General features: G+C 69.1%; 16 protein-coding genes. 7 read left to right on the top strand and 9 right to left on the bottom strand.

The genetic code is table 11. From position 1 onward, the window contains the following. Window positions 1–60: 60 nt before the first annotated feature. Window positions 61–1,278, top strand: coding sequence for an acyl-CoA dehydrogenase (locus tag EDC22_RS16845; RefSeq protein ID WP_132807847.1), 1,218 nt, complete (start codon window positions 61–63; stop codon window positions 1,276–1,278). Window positions 1,279–1,339: 61 nt separating this feature from the next. Here the strand turns inward: EDC22_RS16845 and EDC22_RS16840 are convergent, their stop codons facing one another. The 3 genes from EDC22_RS16840 to EDC22_RS16830 form a co-directional block, all read right to left on the bottom strand. After that, window positions 1,340–1,999, bottom strand: a complete 660-nt coding sequence (locus tag EDC22_RS16840; protein ID WP_132807846.1) for a pyroglutamyl-peptidase I — start codon at window positions 1,997–1,999, stop codon at window positions 1,340–1,342. Between the two features lie 3 nt (window positions 2,000–2,002). Then, complete coding sequence (meaB, locus tag EDC22_RS16835; RefSeq protein ID WP_245499816.1) at window positions 2,003–3,022, bottom strand: methylmalonyl Co-A mutase-associated GTPase MeaB; 1,020 nt, start codon at window positions 3,020–3,022, stop codon at window positions 2,003–2,005. 121 nt (window positions 3,023–3,143) lie between these two features. Then, window positions 3,144–3,689 carry a DUF1131 family protein gene (locus EDC22_RS16830; RefSeq protein WP_165926954.1) on the bottom strand — a complete coding sequence of 182 codons (546 nt, stop codon included), beginning with the start codon at window positions 3,687–3,689 and terminating at the stop codon, window positions 3,144–3,146. A 242-nt stretch (window positions 3,690–3,931) separates the two neighbouring features. Here EDC22_RS16830 and EDC22_RS16825 point away from each other — a divergent pair, with 242 nt between their 5' ends. Next, window positions 3,932–4,504, top strand: a complete 573-nt coding sequence (locus EDC22_RS16825; protein WP_132807844.1) for a hypothetical protein — start codon at window positions 3,932–3,934, stop codon at window positions 4,502–4,504. A gap of 19 nt (window positions 4,505–4,523) precedes the next feature. Here the strand turns inward: EDC22_RS16825 and EDC22_RS16820 are convergent, their stop codons facing one another. The 3 genes from EDC22_RS16820 to EDC22_RS16810 all read right to left on the bottom strand — a co-directional run bounded on the left by EDC22_RS16820 (window position 4,524) and on the right by EDC22_RS16810 (window position 8,158). Then, entirely contained in the window at window positions 4,524–5,918 is a 1,395-nt protein-coding gene (locus tag EDC22_RS16820) for a M20/M25/M40 family metallo-hydrolase (protein ID WP_132807843.1), read from the bottom strand. Window positions 5,919–5,970: 52 nt separating this feature from the next. Continuing rightward, complete coding sequence (locus EDC22_RS16815; protein WP_165926953.1) at window positions 5,971–6,396, bottom strand: ANTAR domain-containing protein; 426 nt, start codon at window positions 6,394–6,396, stop codon at window positions 5,971–5,973. A 127-nt stretch (window positions 6,397–6,523) separates the two neighbouring features. Continuing rightward, window positions 6,524–8,158 carry a helicase HerA-like domain-containing protein gene (locus tag EDC22_RS16810; RefSeq protein ID WP_132807841.1) on the bottom strand — a complete coding sequence of 545 codons (1,635 nt, stop codon included), beginning with the start codon at window positions 8,156–8,158 and terminating at the stop codon, window positions 6,524–6,526. A gap of 209 nt (window positions 8,159–8,367) precedes the next feature. On the opposite strand from EDC22_RS16810, the gene EDC22_RS16805 reads away from it, so the two are divergent. The 4 genes from EDC22_RS16805 to scpA all read left to right on the top strand — a co-directional run bounded on the left by EDC22_RS16805 (window position 8,368) and on the right by scpA (window position 13,471). Next, window positions 8,368–8,715, top strand: a complete 348-nt coding sequence (locus tag EDC22_RS16805; protein WP_132807840.1) for a DUF2267 domain-containing protein — start codon at window positions 8,368–8,370, stop codon at window positions 8,713–8,715. A gap of 41 nt (window positions 8,716–8,756) precedes the next feature. Then, window positions 8,757–9,164 (top strand): DUF4332 domain-containing protein, encoded by a 408-nt coding sequence (locus tag EDC22_RS16800; protein WP_132807839.1) that lies wholly within the window; start codon window positions 8,757–8,759, stop codon window positions 9,162–9,164. A gap of 162 nt (window positions 9,165–9,326) precedes the next feature. Beyond that, a complete protein-coding gene (locus EDC22_RS16795) occupies window positions 9,327–11,312 on the top strand; it encodes a methylmalonyl-CoA mutase family protein (RefSeq protein ID WP_132807838.1) in 1,986 nt (661 codons plus the stop codon). Next, window positions 11,312–13,471 carry a methylmalonyl-CoA mutase gene (gene scpA, locus EDC22_RS16790; RefSeq protein WP_132807837.1) on the top strand — a complete coding sequence of 720 codons (2,160 nt, stop codon included), beginning with the start codon at window positions 11,312–11,314 and terminating at the stop codon, window positions 13,469–13,471. Before EDC22_RS16795 ends, scpA begins: the two co-directional genes overlap by 1 nt. Window positions 13,472–13,682: 211 nt before the next feature. On the opposite strand, the gene EDC22_RS16785 is transcribed toward scpA, so the two are convergent. Beyond that, window positions 13,683–14,582, bottom strand: coding sequence for a c-type cytochrome (locus EDC22_RS16785; protein ID WP_132807836.1), 900 nt, complete (start codon window positions 14,580–14,582; stop codon window positions 13,683–13,685). Between the two features lie 35 nt (window positions 14,583–14,617). After that, entirely contained in the window at window positions 14,618–15,067 is a 450-nt protein-coding gene (locus EDC22_RS16780) for a c-type cytochrome (protein WP_132807835.1), read from the bottom strand. Between the two features lie 320 nt (window positions 15,068–15,387). Between EDC22_RS16780 and EDC22_RS16775 the strand changes: the two genes are divergently transcribed. Further along, on the top strand, window positions 15,388–16,248 hold the full coding sequence (locus tag EDC22_RS16775) for a branched-chain amino acid aminotransferase (protein WP_132807834.1): 861 nt from the start codon (window positions 15,388–15,390) through the stop codon (window positions 16,246–16,248). A gap of 4 nt (window positions 16,249–16,252) precedes the next feature. Here EDC22_RS16775 and EDC22_RS16770 read toward each other — a convergent pair whose 3' ends face one another. Then, on the bottom strand, window positions 16,253–16,465 hold the full coding sequence (locus EDC22_RS16770) for a YgaP family membrane protein (protein ID WP_132807833.1): 213 nt from the start codon (window positions 16,463–16,465) through the stop codon (window positions 16,253–16,255). Window positions 16,466–16,648: the final 183 nt, after the last annotated feature.

Here is a 16,648-nt window from a genome sequence, read left to right as displayed (position 1 = left end):
CTAAGTGTTCGCGCAACGAACAGGCAATGTTGCGCCCACACTTGTCGCGAGGTCCCGATCATGTCCGTCGCCGCACAGTCCAAGCCCGCCGCAGCCGGCTACGCCGCCTTCGTCTGGGAGGATCCGTTCCTGCTCGAGGATCAGCTGACCGAGGACGAACGGATGATCCGCGACACCGCCCGCGCCTATGCGCAGGACCGGCTGATGCCGCGGGTGCTGGAGGCCTATCGCGAGGAGAAGACCGACAGGGCGATCTTCAGCGAGATGGGCGCGCTCGGCCTGCTCGGCGTGACGATCCCAGAGGAATATGGCGGCGTCGGCGCCGGCTATGTCTCCTACGGGCTGGTGGCGCGCGAGGTCGAACGCGTCGATTCCGGTTACCGCTCGATGATGAGCGTGCAGTCCTCGCTGGTAATGTATCCGATCTATGCCTATGGCGACGAGGCGCAGCGCAGGAAGTACCTCCCGAAGCTCGCCACCGGCGAATATGTCGGCTGCTTCGGCCTGACCGAACCCGATGCCGGCTCGGACCCCGGCAGCATGAAGACGCGCGCCGAGAAGACGGCCAACGGCTACCGCCTCATCGGCTCGAAGATGTGGATCTCCAATTCGCCGATCGCCGACGTCATGGTGGTCTGGGCAAAGTCGGCCGCGCATGGCGACCAGATCCGCGGCTTCATTCTGGAGAAGGGGATGAAGGGCCTGTCGGCCCCGAAGATCGAGGGCAAGCTCAGCCTGCGCACCTCGATCACCGGCGAGATCGTCATGGATGGGGTGGAGGTCGGTGAGGAGGCACTGCTTCCCAACGTTTCCGGCCTGAAGGGTCCGTTCGGCTGCCTCAACCGGGCGCGCTACGGCATCTCGTGGGGCGCGATGGGGGCGGCCGAGTTCTGCTGGCACGCCGCCCGCCAGTACACGCTCGACCGCAAGCAGTTCGGCAAGCCGCTCGCCGCAACCCAGCTCGTCCAGAAGAAGCTCGCCGACATGCAGACCGAAATCGCACTCGGTCTTCAGGGCTCGTTGCGCGTCGGCCGGCTGATGGACGAGGGAAAGATGGCGCCGGAGATGATCTCCATCGTCAAGCGCAACAATTGCGGCAAGGCGCTCGACATCGCCCGCATGGCCCGCGACATGCACGGCGGCAACGGCATCGCCGACGAGTTCCACGTCATGCGCCACCTTGCCAACCTCGAGACGGTCAATACCTACGAGGGCACGCACGACATCCACGCGCTGATCCTCGGCCGCGCGCAGACCGGGCTGCAGGCCTTCTTCTGAGGGCATGGCCTTCCGGCGGGTCCGTCGCCTGGGCAGGCCCCTCACCGCCCGCCGATTGCGGTTACGGGAGTGGCGCCGTCCGCCGCCGCGCCTTCAGCGCGGTCACGGCAATCGCCGTCTCCACCGCCTGCGCCAGCTGCGACCAGCCGGGGCGATCTGACGGCGCACGGGCAATGCGCTCCTCGCGCGGCCAGGGCAGATGGACGAAGCCGACAAGCGGCTTCGGCCCGGGCGCCTGCGCCGCGATCGCCAGCGACAGATAGGTCGCGACGTTGCACAGATAACGGCCGGCATCGACGGAGATCGTCGCCGGAATGCCCTGCCGGGCGAATGCGGCGGCGATCCATGCGACGGGCAGCGTCACGCGGCGCAGGATCGGTCCGCCGGGCTCGATGACATGCCCGCGCGGCAGGCGCCCCGCCGCATCCGGGCGGAACGGTGCACAGGCATTGCGGCCGCATGTCTCGAGCCGCACGTGACGTGCCCGCCCGGCCAGACCGAAATGAATCACCGCGTCGGGCGCGAGGTCACGCCAGAGCCGCGGCAGCTGCTCGCCTACGCCGTCGTATTCGGTCGGCAGGACGGCCGTCGCAAGCGCGATGCCGAGCCGGCTCGACAGCGCCTCGACGGCAAGCCCGGCGACCAGCCCCTCGCTCGGATTGCTGCGAGCGCCGGGAAAGGCGGAAAAGCCGGTGACGAGGATGCGCGGCGCAAGCGCCATCGGCTACACCCCGAGCCGTTCGGCGATGTCCTCGACGGCGGCGGCCGGAGCCATGCGGCCGGCCCCGACCTCGCGCTCCAGTTCGTCGATCCGCGCCGCCACCGCCGGATCGGATCGCAGGCGCGCGAGAAGGCGCTCCTCGAGCATCGTCCACATCCAGCGCACCTGCTGACGACGGCGACGGGCATGGAATTCGCCGCTCGCGCGCATCGCGGCACGATGCTCGCCGATGGTCGTCCAGAGCGTATCGAGACCGGTACCGGCGAGCCCGGAAATCGTCAGCACCGGCGGCGACCAGCCGGCGCTGGCCGGGGTGAGGATGTGAAGCGCAGCGCGGTATTCGGCCGCCGCCCGGCGGGCGCGCTCGGCGTTGTCGCCATCGGCCTTGTTGACAGCAATGATGTCGGCGATTTCCAGCACGCCCTTCTTGATGCCCTGCAACTCGTCGCCGGCCCCGGGCAGCGCCAGCACCACGAAGACATCGACCATGTCGGCAACGGCGGTCTCCGACTGGCCGGTGCCGACCGTCTCGACGAGGACGACATCGAAGCCGGCTGCCTCGCAGATCAGCATCGACTCGCGCGTGCGTGCGGCAACGCCGCCCAGCGTGCCGGCGGTCGGCGAGGGGCGGATGAAGGCGTTGGCCTCGGCAGAAAGCCGGGCCATGCGCGTCTTGTCACCGAGGATCGAGCCGCCGGTCCGCTGCGAGGACGGATCGACGGCCAGCACGGCGACCCTGTGGCCGGCGGCGGTGAGCCGGATGCCCAGCTGGTCGATGGTGGTGGACTTGCCGACGCCCGGCACGCCGGTGATGCCGACCCGTATCGCCTCGCCGGTGAAGGGCAGCACCGCCTGCAGCAGCCGCGCCGCGATCTGCCGGTGATCCGGACGGCGCGATTCGACCAGCGTTATCGCCCGCGCCAGGATTGCCCTGTCGCCGGCGCGCAGGCGCGCGACCGCCGTATCGAGCGGCAGGCCGAGGATCGGCGGCTCGTCCCCGGCACGGGGCGGCGATAGCTGCATGTCGGATGGCATCCGGTCGACGTCACGAGGCGATGAGCATATAGCGCGTCATCCCGGCCAAGCGAAGCGCGAGCCGGGTGCCGTGCAGCCACGGCGACGGCCGCGGCCTCGACTATGGCCGTCAGGCGCCGGATGGCGGCACCCAGACGATGCGCTGCAGCTGGCCCTGGGCAAGCGAGGCGGCCGGCGCAAGCTCGTTCGGCGGGCCGTTCCAGCCGCCATTGTCGAAGACCAGGAAGACATTGCGGGTCCCGCGTGCCTGACAGACGGCCATGCCCGCCCAGGCGTTGGTGCCGACCCGGCAGGCGGAGCGGTCGACGCCGATCTGGCGGAAGCTCATGCCGAGCCGCTCGCCGTTCGGTCCGGCCACCGCGAGCCCAGAGCCGTGCACGGCCTTGATGGTGCGGCCGCCCGGCGCCGGGATCGCCATCATCACCTGCAGGCCGTCATCGAAGACGGTCAGGGCGTTGACCACGCCGTCCTCGTCGGCGGTGGCGATCACGTCGATGCGATGGTCGGGAAAGAGTTGGCGCAGCGCCGCCGCCGAATAGGGCGTTCCGGCGGTGATCGGTCCGGCCTGATCCGCACTGATCCGGTGCGAGACGGGGATGACGGAGGCCACCGCTGGCGCCTCCTCGCCGCCGCAGGCGGCCAGCAGCGGCAGCATCCCAAGGAGAGCTCCGGCAACAACCAGTCTACGCAACATCGGCAGTTCGCCTCGGCAATCGATCGGAACGGCACAGTCCGGTACACAAGGCCGGCGACAGCCGCAAGCAAAAGCTTCTCCGCCGCGATCGTGGCGCCGTTGCGTCAGCTTCGCCGGAATCGACGGTCCGATCGTCGCATCCGGCTGGCGAAGCTCGTCCGGCTGCGGCAGAACGACCGCATGACAGCCGCAAGGAGGCTCCGATGATCCGCCCGATGTCGATCCTGATGATGGTCGCCGCGCTCGCCCTGTCCCTGCCGGCCGCCGCCGAGCAGCCCTATCCCAAGGTCGACTTCAGCGGCGACTGGGTGCTGGAGGACGGCACCGGCACTCAGGTCCGGGCGAAGATGCGCTATTCCGCTTCTCTGAAGAAGATGCGGCTCGACATGACCCAGATGGGCATGGAAATGAGCTCGGTGCGCTCGATGCCCGAAGGCGACATGATCATGTGGTCGAGCCAGATGCCGGGCATGGCGATGCGGCTGCCGAGCATCCGCGACGACAGCTTCCATGCGACCGATACGGGCACCAGCCGCGCGATCGACGGTGAGACCTGCACCATCTGGCTGGTGCAGACGGCCAGGGCCTGCCTGACCGACGACAACATCCCGCTCGAGGTCTCCGGCGAGGGCTTTTTCTCCCGCCTGACCAACATCGAGAGGGTCGCGCAGGATCCTGCACATTTCGAGATCCCGGCGAATCTGACGGTCATGGACATGCCGGCCAACCTGCCCGGCATGGGCGAGATGAAGCCGGGCGGCGGCCTGCCGTTCTGACCTTCCGGACAGGCGTCCGTCAGACGGATCCTGCCAGGGCCCCGATCACCCGCGCCCAGGCGCGGGTGCCGTGATGATAGCTCGACAGCTCGTACTTCTCGTTCGGGCTGTGCACACGGTCATCGTCGAGGCCGAACCCGATCAGCACCGACTCCATGCCGAGCGTGCGCTTGAAATCGCCGACGATCGGGATCGACCCGCCGCAGCCCATCATCACCGCCGGCCGGCCGAACTCCGCCGCCAGAGCCTCGGCACAGCGGGCGAACTCGGGCCGCGACATGTCCACCGTCAGCGCCGGGCTCGCCCCGTGGCCGATGAACTCGACCGAACAGTCGGCCGGGATACGGTCGCGCACGAAGCCGCGGAACGATTCACGGATTCGCAGCGGGTCCTGGTCGCCGACCAGCCGGAAGGAGATCTTGGCGGATGCCCGCGACGGGATCACCGTCTTGGTGCCCTCGCCGGTGTAGCCGCCGATGATGCCGTTGACGTCGCAGGTCGGGCGCGACCAGATCTGCTCGAGCACACTGCGCCCGGCCTCGCCCGCCGGGATCGACAGGCCGACATCGGCGAGAAAACCGCCGGCGTCGAAGCCGAGCTCCTGCCATTGCCGACGCACGTCCTCGTCGAGCTCCGACACGCCATCGTAGAAGTCCGGCACCTGGATGCGACCGGTCTCATCGTGCAGATCGGCGATGATGCGCGCCAGCACCCGGATCGGATTGCGGGCCGGGCCGCCGAACATGCCCGAATGGAGGTCGCGGCTGGCGGCGGTGACGATCACCTCCTCGAGCAGCAGGCCACGCAGCATCGTCGTGATCGCCGGCGTCTCGCGGTTCCACATGCCGGTGTCGCAGACCAGCGCCAGGTCGGCCCGCAGCTCGTCCTTGTGGGCCTCGAGGAACGGGCCGAGACTGCGGCTGCCGGATTCCTCCTCGCCCTCGATGAGCACGGTGACAGCGATCGGCAGGTTGCCTGTGGCCGAGATCCAGGCGCGGCAGGCCTCGACGAAGGTCATGAACTGGCCCTTGTCGTCGGAGGCGCCGCGCCCGACGATCTGGCGGCCGGTGGCAGTTTCGACGAGACGCGGCTCGAAGGGCGGCGTCTCCCACAGGTCGAGCGGGTCGGCCGGCTGCACGTCGTAGTGACCGTAGAACAGCACATGCGGCACGCCGGGTCCGCGCGCGGCGCCGCCATGGGCGACCACCATCGGCTGGCCGCCGGTGTCGCGGGCCGAGGCTTCGAATCCGAGCCCGGCGAGCTGGTCGACCACCCACTGCGCCGCGCGGCGGCAATCGGCATCATGGGCGGGATCGGTGGAAACGCTCGGGATGCGGACGAGCTCGAACAACCTCGCCAGGCTCGCATCGAGATCGGCGTCAATCGCCGCCAGCACCTTGTCGATCGTCGCCATGTCGAAACTCCCCGTTGTGGCGGGCCGGCGGCCCGCGGTCCCGGGGCAACGGCTAGTCCACCAGGAACTTGTCCGCAAGATCCCCCGGACGGGGCGGGCCGCTGAACGCCCTTTCGACATGGGCGGTGAAGGTCCGCACCGAGAACGGCACGGCGATCACGGAGGCGTAGCCCTCGCTCAGCGCCATCTCGAGGATCTGCCGGGTGGGCGCGGACGTCATCATGATGGCAACGGGCGCCGACCGCTCGCGAACGACCTGCCGCAGGCCTCGGGCGACCGGCCAGTCGACGGGGCCGCACAGGCGCTCGTCGACCAGCAATACATCGCCCTTGCCGTTGCGCACGGCGGCGAGCGCCCCGACGAAATCCTCGAAGATCCGGATCGCCTGCGCACCTGCCTCCCGCAGGATGATCCTGAGCACCTTCCCGACGGTCGGATCGGGGTGGAGGATGAAGTATTCGTGCTTCGCGAGGTCCATGCCCACCCCTGCCCGACGGGCTGCGCACGCCCGGGCGGTATTCCGCATATGCATGAAACAATATATCGGCGAACTTTTATCGTTAAGCGTTCGTCAAGTCGAGGGGACAGCCAAAGAGGGCAAACTTTCACGACTTCCCCGACGCGCCGAAGCCGCCGATGCGGCTCGGCGAGCCCAGCACGCCGCGCCCGATGACCGGCGCGCCCGCCCGCGCACCGGTGGACGACGGCCTTGCGGTCGGTGCCGACTCGACGGCCTTGCGGACCGATGTCGTCGTGGCGCGACGTTTCGTGCTCGAGGCTGCCTTCTCGCCGATCTTGCGGCCGAGGGCCGTGGCCAGCGAGCGGCCAAACGACTTGAGGATCGAGATCCCGATGTCCTCGACCTCCTTGGGCAGACCGGTCATGGTTTCCGTCCGGGAGCGCCCGCCTGCGCCGGAGCGGCCACTTTCCGCCGCCACCTCGGCGTGCCGCTGGCGCGCACGCGCCTCCAGCATCTCGTAGGCGGATTCACGGTCGAGCGCGGTGTCGTAGAGCCCGCGCACCGGGCTGGTCGCCAGCAGAGCGGCACGCTCCTGCGGCGTGATCGGTCCGAGCCGGGACACCGGCGGACGCACCAGCGTCCGCTGCACCATCGACGGCACGCCCCTGTCGCGCAGGGTGGAGACCAGCGCCTCGCCGACACCGAGTTCGGTGATGACGCGGGCGGTATCGAAGTCCGGGTTGGGCCGGAAGGTGTCGGCGGCGGTCCTGACCGCCTTCTGCTCGCGCGGCGTATAGGCACGCAGCGCGTGCTGGATGCGGTTGCCGAGCTGCGCCAGCACCTTCTCCGGCACGTCGAGCGGGTTCTGCGTGACGAAATAAACGCCGACGCCCTTGGAGCGGATCAGCCGCACCACCTGCTCCACCTTCTCGACGAGCGCGGCAGGCGCGTCGCTGAACAGAAGGTGCGCCTCGTCGAAGAAGAAGACCAGTTTCGGCCGCTCCGGGTCGCCGACCTCGGGCAGCCGCTCGAACAGCTCCGACAGCATCCACAGCAGGAAGGTCGCATAGAGGCGCGGCGAGGACATCAGCCTGTCGGCGGCCAGCACGCTGACATAACCGCGACCGTCGCGGCTCACCTGCATCAGGTCCTCGATGTCGAATTCCGGCTCGCCGAAGAAATGCGCGCCACCCTGGTTCTCGAGCACCAGAAGCCGCCGCTGTATGGCGCCGATGGTCTGGCGGGTGATGTTGCCGTAGCTGGTGGTGACCTCGCTGCCGCGCTCGGCAATGTACTGGAGCAGGGCACGCAGGTCCTTCAGGTCGAGCAGCAGCAACCCCTCCTCGTCGGCGAGGCGGAAGGCGATGTTGAGCGCACCTTCCTGCGCCTCGCTGAGCTCGAGCAGGCGGGCGAGCAGCAGCGGCCCCATCTGCGAGACGGTGGTGCGGATCGGGTGGCCCTGCTCGCCGAACAGGTCCCAGAAGATCGTCGGCTGTGCCGCGAAGGCATAGTCCTCGAGGCCGACCTGGGCAGCGCGCTTCAGCAGGAAATCCTTCGGCGAACCAGCCTCGGCAATGCCGGACAGGTCGCCCTTCACGTCCGCGCAGAAGACCGGCACGCCCGCCGCCGAAAAGCCCTCGGCAAGAACCTGCAGGGTGACGGTCTTGCCTGTGCCGGTGGCGCCGGTGATCAGGCCGTGACGGTTGGCCAAGCTGAGCTCGAGATATTCCGGCTCGCCGCTGCGCCCGATGAACAGCCTGCCGTCCGCCTCGTCCGTCATGCGATCTCTCCGCAGCACCGCATCCGCCGGTCCGGCCGTTATAGGTAGGCGGACAGGCGGGCGCAACGCACCGCCGGCTCGGCTTGTCACCCTACGGCCGGCAATGCACTATGGCTGTCGAACGATCCGGCGACCCGGCCGCGCCCGGCCGGCGACGCCATCATGGCCGCAGGGGCAGCCCCGCAGCGGTGGTCGGGAGACGGGACACGATGGACGAACTGGTGGGTCGCCTGGTTGCGGCGGCGGGCATTTCCGAGCAGACGGCACGGCGCGCGGTCGAGATCATCATCGGCTTCCTCAAGGACGCCGGACCGCCAGACAAGGTGGCGGAGCTGCTCGCCAAGCTGCCTGGCGCCGAGGCGATCGAGAGCCCCGGCGGCTTCGGCGGCATGATGGGCGCGATGGCAGCCTTCAACGCCCTGAACAATGCCGGTCTCGACATGGGCGAGATCCAGACCGTGACGCGCGAGCTCGTGGCGTTCGCTCGGCAACATGCCGGCAGCCAGCTCGTCGATGACGTGGTCGGCTCGATCCCGGGACTCGGCCAGTTCGTCTGAACCGGCCGCACGCCCGCGGCCGTTGCCCGAGGGGGGAAGCCATGTCCTATCCGGTCGCCAGGATCGAGGGAATAGGTCCCAAATACGCGAAGTTGCTCAAGGATGTCGGCGTCGCCACGACAGCCCGCCTGCTGGAGCGGGCCAGGAGCCCGAAGGACCGCAAGACGCTCGCGGCAGCCGCCGGCATCGACGAGACCCGCATCCTGAAATGGGCCAACATGGCCGACCTGATGCGGATCAGGGGCATCGGCGAGGAATATTCCGAGCTCCTGGAAGCCGCCGGGGTCGACACCGTCAAGGAGCTGGGCACCCGCCGTCCCGACAACCTTCATGCGAAGATGGCCGAGGTGAATGCCGCGCGCCGGCTGGTGCGGGCGCTGCCGAGCCGGAAGCGGGTCGAGGACTGGGTGGCGCAGGCCAAGGCCTTGCCGCCGGCGCTGACCTACTGATCCGGGCCGATCCGGGCCGATCCGGGACGTCCGGCCGGCACCTGACCGGCAGCTGCGGCCCGAATGCGACACGGGCTAATGGGGCTGGCCGAACGCGGCGGTCTGTGGCACTCAGTCCCCGGCTCCGCAGTGCGGACGATCTGTCGTGTTCAGGACGTGTCGATGGGTGAGGTTTCGCTGACCGCCGGATTTGCGCCCGGCGACGAGGCGCAGTGGCGCCGACTGGTGGACAAGGTTCTGGCAGGGCGGCCGTTCGAGCGCGTGCTCGTGTCACGGACGCGGGACGGAATTGCGGTCGAACCGCTCTATCCGCAACGCGCGGCAGGCAGCGTCGTCCATCGCCGGGATGGTCGCTGGGCGGTCTTCCAGCGCATCGACCATCCCGATTTCGAGACCGCCAACGCCTTGGCCCGCGCCGATGTGGAGGGCGGTGCCGACGGTCTCGAGCTGTTGCTGCCGGGTGCGCCGGGCGGCTTCGGCTACGGGGTGCCGATCCAGTCGCTCGCCGATCTCGAGACGGTGCTCGACGGCATCGACCTTTCCCGAATTCGCCTGCGGCTCGACGGCGGCTACGAGAGCCGGCCCGCGATTGTCTTTCTTGCAGCGCTCGTCGGCCGGCTTGGCATCGACCCCGCCGCCGTCGACATCAGCGTACTGTCCGATCCCGCCAACGGCCTTCTGGCGATGGGCCGGCTCACCGCCCGGACCGAAACCGTCAATGCGCGGATGATCGACATCGCGCATGGGCTGCGCGATGCGGGACTGGCGATCGCACCGCTGGTTGCAGACGGCCGCGCGGTGCATGCCGGCGGCGGATCGGAGGCGCAGGAACTCGCCTATGTCCTGGCCGATGGTCTCAACCACCTGAGGGTGCTGGATGAGGGCGGCATCGGGCTTGAGGATGCCCGCCGCCTGGTCACCTTCGCCTTCGCTGCCGATGTCGATCAGTTCGCGACCATCGCCAAGCTGCGCGCGTTCCGGCTCGCCTGGGCACGCATCGAGGAGGCCTGCGGGATCACGCCGCGCCCGGCGCGGGTCCATGCGGAGACGGCCTGGCGGATGCTGACCCGGCGCGATCCCTGGGTGAACATCCTGCGCAATGCCGTCGCCGCCGCAGCCGCCGGGCTCGGCGGGGCGGATTCCGTGACCGTGCTTCCCTTCACCCAGGCGCTGGGACTGCCCGATGCCCTGGCGCGGCGGATCGCCCGCAATACCCAGCTGGTGCTGATCGAGGAATCGGGGCTCGGCCGGGTCGACGACCCTGCGGCGGGTTCGGGCTATGTCGAGGCGTTGACCACCGCGCTGGCCGAGGCGGCCTGGGCCGGCTTCCAGCAGATCGAGCGCGAGGGCGGCATCATCGAATCCCTGAAGGCCGGCCACTTCCAGCGCCGCGTGATGGCGACGCGCGACAGCCGGGCCGCCGACATCGCCACGCGCCGCGAGCCGATCACCGGGGTGTCGGAATATCCGCTCCTCACCGAGGCGGAGGCCGCGACCCTGAAGGTCGCAGCGAACGGGCTTCAGATCATGGGCGAGCCGATCGACCTGCCGGCACCCGCGAAGGGCGTCCGCTTCGCCGCGATGGTGCGCGCGGTGAGCGAGGGGGCGACCATGGCCGACCTGATGGCCAGTGCCGATGACGCGTGGCTGCGGACCGAGCCCGTGCCGGCGATGCGCCTTGCCGAGCCGTTCGAGCAGCTGCGCGACCGCAGCGATGCCGCGCTGGCCCGCGACGGCCGCCGGCCGGCGGTGTTCCTTGCGACGCTCGGCCAGCGGTCGGCCTTTGCCGCACGGGCAGGCTGGACGCGCAACATGTTCGAGGCCGGCGGCTTCGAGGTGGCGGGCGCCGATGTCTACGGCGACGAGCCGGCGGCTGTCGCGGCGTTCCGGGCCAGCGGCGCGCGACTCGCCTGCCTGTGCGGGGCCGACGCCGACTACGCCGCGGGCGCTGCATCGCTGGCGCAGGCTCTGCGGGCGGCCGGCGCCGAGGCGGTGTATCTGGCCGGGCGGCCGGGCGGGCACGAGGCGGCATGGCGGGCAGCGGGGATCGACGACTTCGTCTTCGCGGGCTGTGATATCCTGTCCTTCCTGCGGCGGGGACAGGAACGTCTAGGCCTTGGCGGGACTGACGGTCGGGATGGGCAGTGATGACGCGGATACCGGATTTCACCACCCTCGACTTTGCCCGAGGCGTCAGCGGCGGCGGTGCGGATCGCGAGCCATGGATGGCGCCCGAGGGCATCGCGATCAAAGCGGTTTACGGGGAGCAGGACCGGGACGGCCTCGACTTCCTCGATTCCTGGCCGGGCATCGCACCCTATCTGCGCGGCCCCTACCCGACCATGTATGTCACCCGGCCGTGGACGATCCGTCAGTATGCCGGGTTCTCGACGGCGGAGGAGTCGAACGCCTTCTACCGCCGCAATCTGGCCGCCGGGCAGAAGGGTCTGTCCATCGCCTTCGATCTGGCCACCCACCGGGGATATGATTCCGACAATCCCCGCGTTGTCGGCGATGTCGGCATGGCGGGGGTGGCGATCGATTCGATCTACGACATGCGCACGCTGTTCGACCACATCCCGCTCGACGAGATGAGCGTGTCGATGACCATGAACGGCGCGGTGCTGCCGGTGATGGCGCTCTACATCGTCGCCGCCGAGGAGCAGGGCGTGCCGCCCGAGAAGCTGTCGGGGACCATCCAGAACGACATCCTCAAGGAGTTCATGGTCCGCAACACCTACATCTATCCGCCGCAGCCCTCGATGCGGATCGTCTCGGACATCTTCGCCTTCACCGCCGAGCGGATGCCGAAGTTCAACTCGATCTCGATCTCCGGCTATCACATGCAGGAGGCCGGCGCGACGGCCGATCTCGAACTCGCCTATACGCTTGCCGACGGGGTCGAGTATCTGCGCGCCGGCGTCGCGGCGGGCATGAGCATCGACAGCTTCGCCCCGCGGCTGTCCTTCTTCTTCGCGATCGGAATGAACTACTTCATGGAGATCGCCAAGCTGCGCGCCGCGCGGCTCATCTGGGCCAATCTGGTCCGCCCCTTCGCGCCGCAGGACGACAGATCGCTCGCGCTCAGAACCCACTGCCAGACCTCCGGCTGGAGCCTGACCGCGCAGGACGTGTTCAACAATGTCACCCGCACCATGATCGAGGCGATGGCGGCGACGCAGGGTCACACCCAGTCGCTGCATACCAACGCGCTCGACGAGGCGCTGGCGCTGCCGACCGACTTCTCGGCCCGGATCGCCCGCAACACCCAGATCCTCTTGCAGCAGGAGGCCGGAACCTGCCGGGTTATCGACCCGTGGGGCGGTTCGTTCCATGTCGAGCGGCTGACCGCCGACCTCGCCGCCCGCGCGATGACCCATATTGCCGAGGTTGAGGCGATGGGCGGCATGGCGCGTGCCATCGAGGCCGGTCTGCCGAAGCTCAGAATCGAGGAGGCCGCCGCCCGCACCCAGGCGCGCATCGACTCCGGCCGCCAGACGGTGGTCGGCGTCAACCGCTGGCGACCCGATGCGGAGCCGCCGATCGACATCCTCAAGGTCGACAACTCGGCGGTGCGCCGGGCCCAGATCGAGAAGCTCGAGCGGCTGCGCCGCGAGCGCGATCCGGCGGCGGTCGATGCCGCGCTGGCGGCGCTGACGAAGGCGGCCGAGACCGGCACCGGCAACCTGCTGGCGCTCGCCGTCGATGCCGCCCGCGCGATGGCGACCGTCGGCGAGATCTCGGGCGCGCTGGAAAAGGTCTGGGGCCGCCATCAGGCGGAGATCAAGGCAATCTCCGGCGTCTATCGGCAGGAGGTCGGGCAGATGGACGAGACCGTGCAGCGGGTTCTGGCGAAGGTCGCGGCCTTCGAGCGCGCCGAAGGCCGCCGGCCGCGCATCCTGATCGCTAAGATGGGACAGGACGGCCACGACCGCGGCCAGAAGGTGATCGCCTCGGCCTTCGCCGATCTCGGCTTCGACGTCGATATCGGGCCGCTGTTCGCAACCCCGGCCGAGGCAGCACGCCAGGCAGTCGAGAATGACGTGCACATCGTCGGCGTCTCCTCGCTGGCGGCCGGGCACCTGACGCTGGTCCCCGCCCTGCGGGCGGAGCTCGAGGCCCAGGGCCGCGGCGACATCATGATCGTGGTCGGCGGCGTCATCCCGCCGCAGGACTTCGAGGCGCTGAAGCAGGCCGGTGCGGCGGCGATCTTTCCGCCGGGCACGGTCATCGCCGAAGCCGCGATATCGTTGATCGACGACCTGAACCGAAGGCTCGGCCACGCTCCGGCAGCGGCAGCGGAATAGATCCGGCCGGCCGATATGGCGTGGCGGTCGGCCATCGCCGAGACCGTCATCCCGGATTCGCAGGGAGAAGGACGGGCATGGGGTCCACGCTGCTGGCCATCCGATCCCGGATCGGCTTCGCCGTCGGCGATGGCACGCCAAGGCCGCACCATGCCGTCCCGCACCATGCGGCCCTGCGCAGCCGGCACGATGCGTCCGTGCGGCAGCGTCGTCAGGGCAGCGGCGGCACGCTCTTCAGGTAGGCGGCGATCGCGGCGCGGTCGGCCGGAGTCAGCCGGGCGGTGTTGCGCACCACCCGCGCCATCGAGCCGCCGAGCGAATCGAATTCCGGGGTGAAGCCCGTCTCGAGCGCATAGGCGATGTCGCCGGCCGACCAGGCGCCAATGCCCTCCGCGCTCGGCGTGATGTTGGGGATGCGCCCCTGCCCTTCAGGCGACGGACCGCCGGCCAGGTAACGCGCCGGATCCATGCCGCCCAGCCAGTCGCGCGGGGTGTGGCACTCGCCGCAATGGCCCGGTCCCCGGACCAGATAGGCGCCACGGTTGATCTCGTCGGATGCGGCCGGATCGGGCACGAATGGCTCGCCGTCGAGATAGAGAAGCTTCCACAGCCCCAGCCCGCGGCGAATCGTGAAGGGAAACGGCAGATCGTGGTCGGGCGCATCCGTTGCGACCGGATCGAGCGTGTCGATGAAGGCCTTCAGATCGAGGACGTCCTCCAGCCGCATGCGCTGATACGAGGTATAGGGGAAGGCCGGATAGAGATGCTCGCCGCCCGGCCCGATGCCGCGCATCATCGCGTTGGCGAATTCGAAATCGGTCCAGCCGCCGATACCGTGCACCGGGTCGGGTGAAATGTTCGGAGCATGGAAGGTCCCGAACGGCGACTTCAGCGCCAGTCCGCCGGCGAGACGAAACGGATCGTCCTCGCCCGGCGCCGCATGACAGGAAGCGCAGCCGCCGGCGAAGAACATGTAGCGGCCGTTCTCGACGTCGGGTCTGTGGTCCGGCAGGTCGGCCGCCTCAAGACCCCGCGGCATCGTCATCAGCCAGAAGGCGCCCGCCCCCGCGAGGGCGAGCACCAGCAGCGACAGGACGATGCGGCGCAGCATCTGACGGAAGCGGGATCTGACCGAACCGGGCGCCGTCAGCCCTTCTTCATCCGGTAGGTCTCGTGGCAACCCTGGCAGGTCTGGCCGAGCGCGCCGAGCGCGGCCTGGACGCCGGCCAGATCCTCGATCGGATTGGCGATCAACTTCGCTGCCGCAGCGTTCATCGCCTCGGCCTTTGCCGCAAAGCCGGCCGCATCCGACCAGATGGCCGGCAGCGCCTCGGTGTCACCGCCGGTCTCGGTGCCCGGAGGGAACAGACCGGGAATATCTGCCGACCCGTTGTAGAGGGTGCGCACCGCGAGGTTGGCGACGCGGGCATCGAACTCGGCCTCGCCCTTGGCCATCGCCGCCAGCGCGCCCATGGCGGCGCCGTTGTTCTTCATCACCGCCTTGCGGGTGGCGATCGGATCCATGGCCGCCCAGGTGGCGGTCGCCGCGATCAGGACCGCGAGGGCCGTCCCGACGAATACTGCTCGCTTGCTCATCACTCCTCCTTGATGCCTCGTCCGGGCGGGGTCATCCCGGCGCTCGCACCGCTGACCTTCGGGAAAGGCCGGCCACGCTTCAATTCACAGGCACGTGAGGCTCAACGGCCGATCCGGCGCGGGTCAGCCCGTCGGCATCCTCTCCGGCCGGCAGACCGGGCTGTTGGCGCACTGCAACCGATCAGCAGAACGGACTGTTGCTGTGACAGCAACGGTCCGCCGCGCGGCGCGATGTCGCCTGGCGGAAGTCCAGGGCGGCACAGCGGATTGACGCGAGCGGCCGGAGGGACTTCGATAGGCCTAGAACGCGGGAGGATGGCATGGCGCAGTGGTCGAAGACCTGGACCTTTGTCGACGGCGACTGGCTTGAAGGCAATCCACCGCTGGTCGGTCCGCGCAGCCACGCGCTGTGGCTGGGGTCGTGCGTGTTCGACGGCGCGCGCGCCTTCGAGGGAGTAACCCCCGACCTCGACCGGCATTGCGCCAGGGTCAACGCCTCCGCCGAGGCGCTGGGTCTGACGCCGACGATGAGTGTCGCCGCGATGCTGGACCTCTGCCGCGAGGGGCTGGCGAAGTTTCCCCGCGACGCCGCGCTCTACATCCGGCCGATGTACTGGGCCGAGGAAGGCGGCTATTTCGGTGTACCGCCGCTCCCCGAATCGACCCGATTCTGCCTGTCGATCTACGAGGTGCCGATGCCGGCCGATGCCGGTTTCTCGGTGACGCTGTCGAGCCACAGGCGGCCGACCCTCGAGCAGGCGCCGGTCAACGCCAAGGCCGCCTGTCTCTATCCGAACTCGGCCAAGGCGCTGATGGAGGCCAAGGCGCGCGGCTTTGACAATGCGGTGGTGCTCGACGCGATGGGCAACGTCGCCGAACTCGCCACCGCCAATCTGATGATGGTCCGCGACGGTATCGTCCACACACCCTATCCGAACGGGACGTTCCTCAACGGCATCACCCGCCAGCGGGTTATCGCGCTGTTGCGCGCGGACGGCATCGAAGTGCGCGAGCGGGTCATTTCCTACCGCGACCTGACCGAGGCCGACGAGCTGTTCTCGACAGGGAACTATGCCAAGCTGCTGCCGATCAGCCGCATCGACGCGCGCGACCTGCAGCCCGGGCCGATCTACCGCCGCGCCCGTCAGCTGTACTGGGACTGGGCGCTCAGCCGGTCCTGACGGCTCACTCGGTCCGCGGCTTCGTCGGACAGGTTGACAGGCCGACCAGCGAGTAGGCCGGGCACCAGCCGACCAGCGCCGTCAGGATCGGCACGACGCCGATCCATCCGATCCATTTCCAGGCGATGTCCGCCGGGCCGAACAGCGCGAAGGCGATCAGCGCGAGCCCGACGACGATGCGCACGACACGATCCGTGCCGCCGATATTGGTGGTCATGGCAAGGCCCTCCGACATATGGATCATACTATATGTCGGGCGCCGGGCTCGACAAGCGCAGAACGGATCAGGCGGGCGGCGTCGTCCGCGGCCGGATCATGCGGCGCCGATGCGGCTTGCCTCGGCGGCGGCGCGCTGCATTGTCTCGGAGATCTGACCGGCGACCTCGCTCTGGCGCTCCAC

It is taken from the genome of Tepidamorphus gemmatus (assembly GCF_004346195.1).
GTDB lineage: Bacteria > Pseudomonadota > Alphaproteobacteria > Rhizobiales > Tepidamorphaceae > Tepidamorphus > Tepidamorphus gemmatus.
Note: the sequence above shows the minus strand (reverse complement) of the source record. Positions and strands in the feature narration are given on the sequence as shown.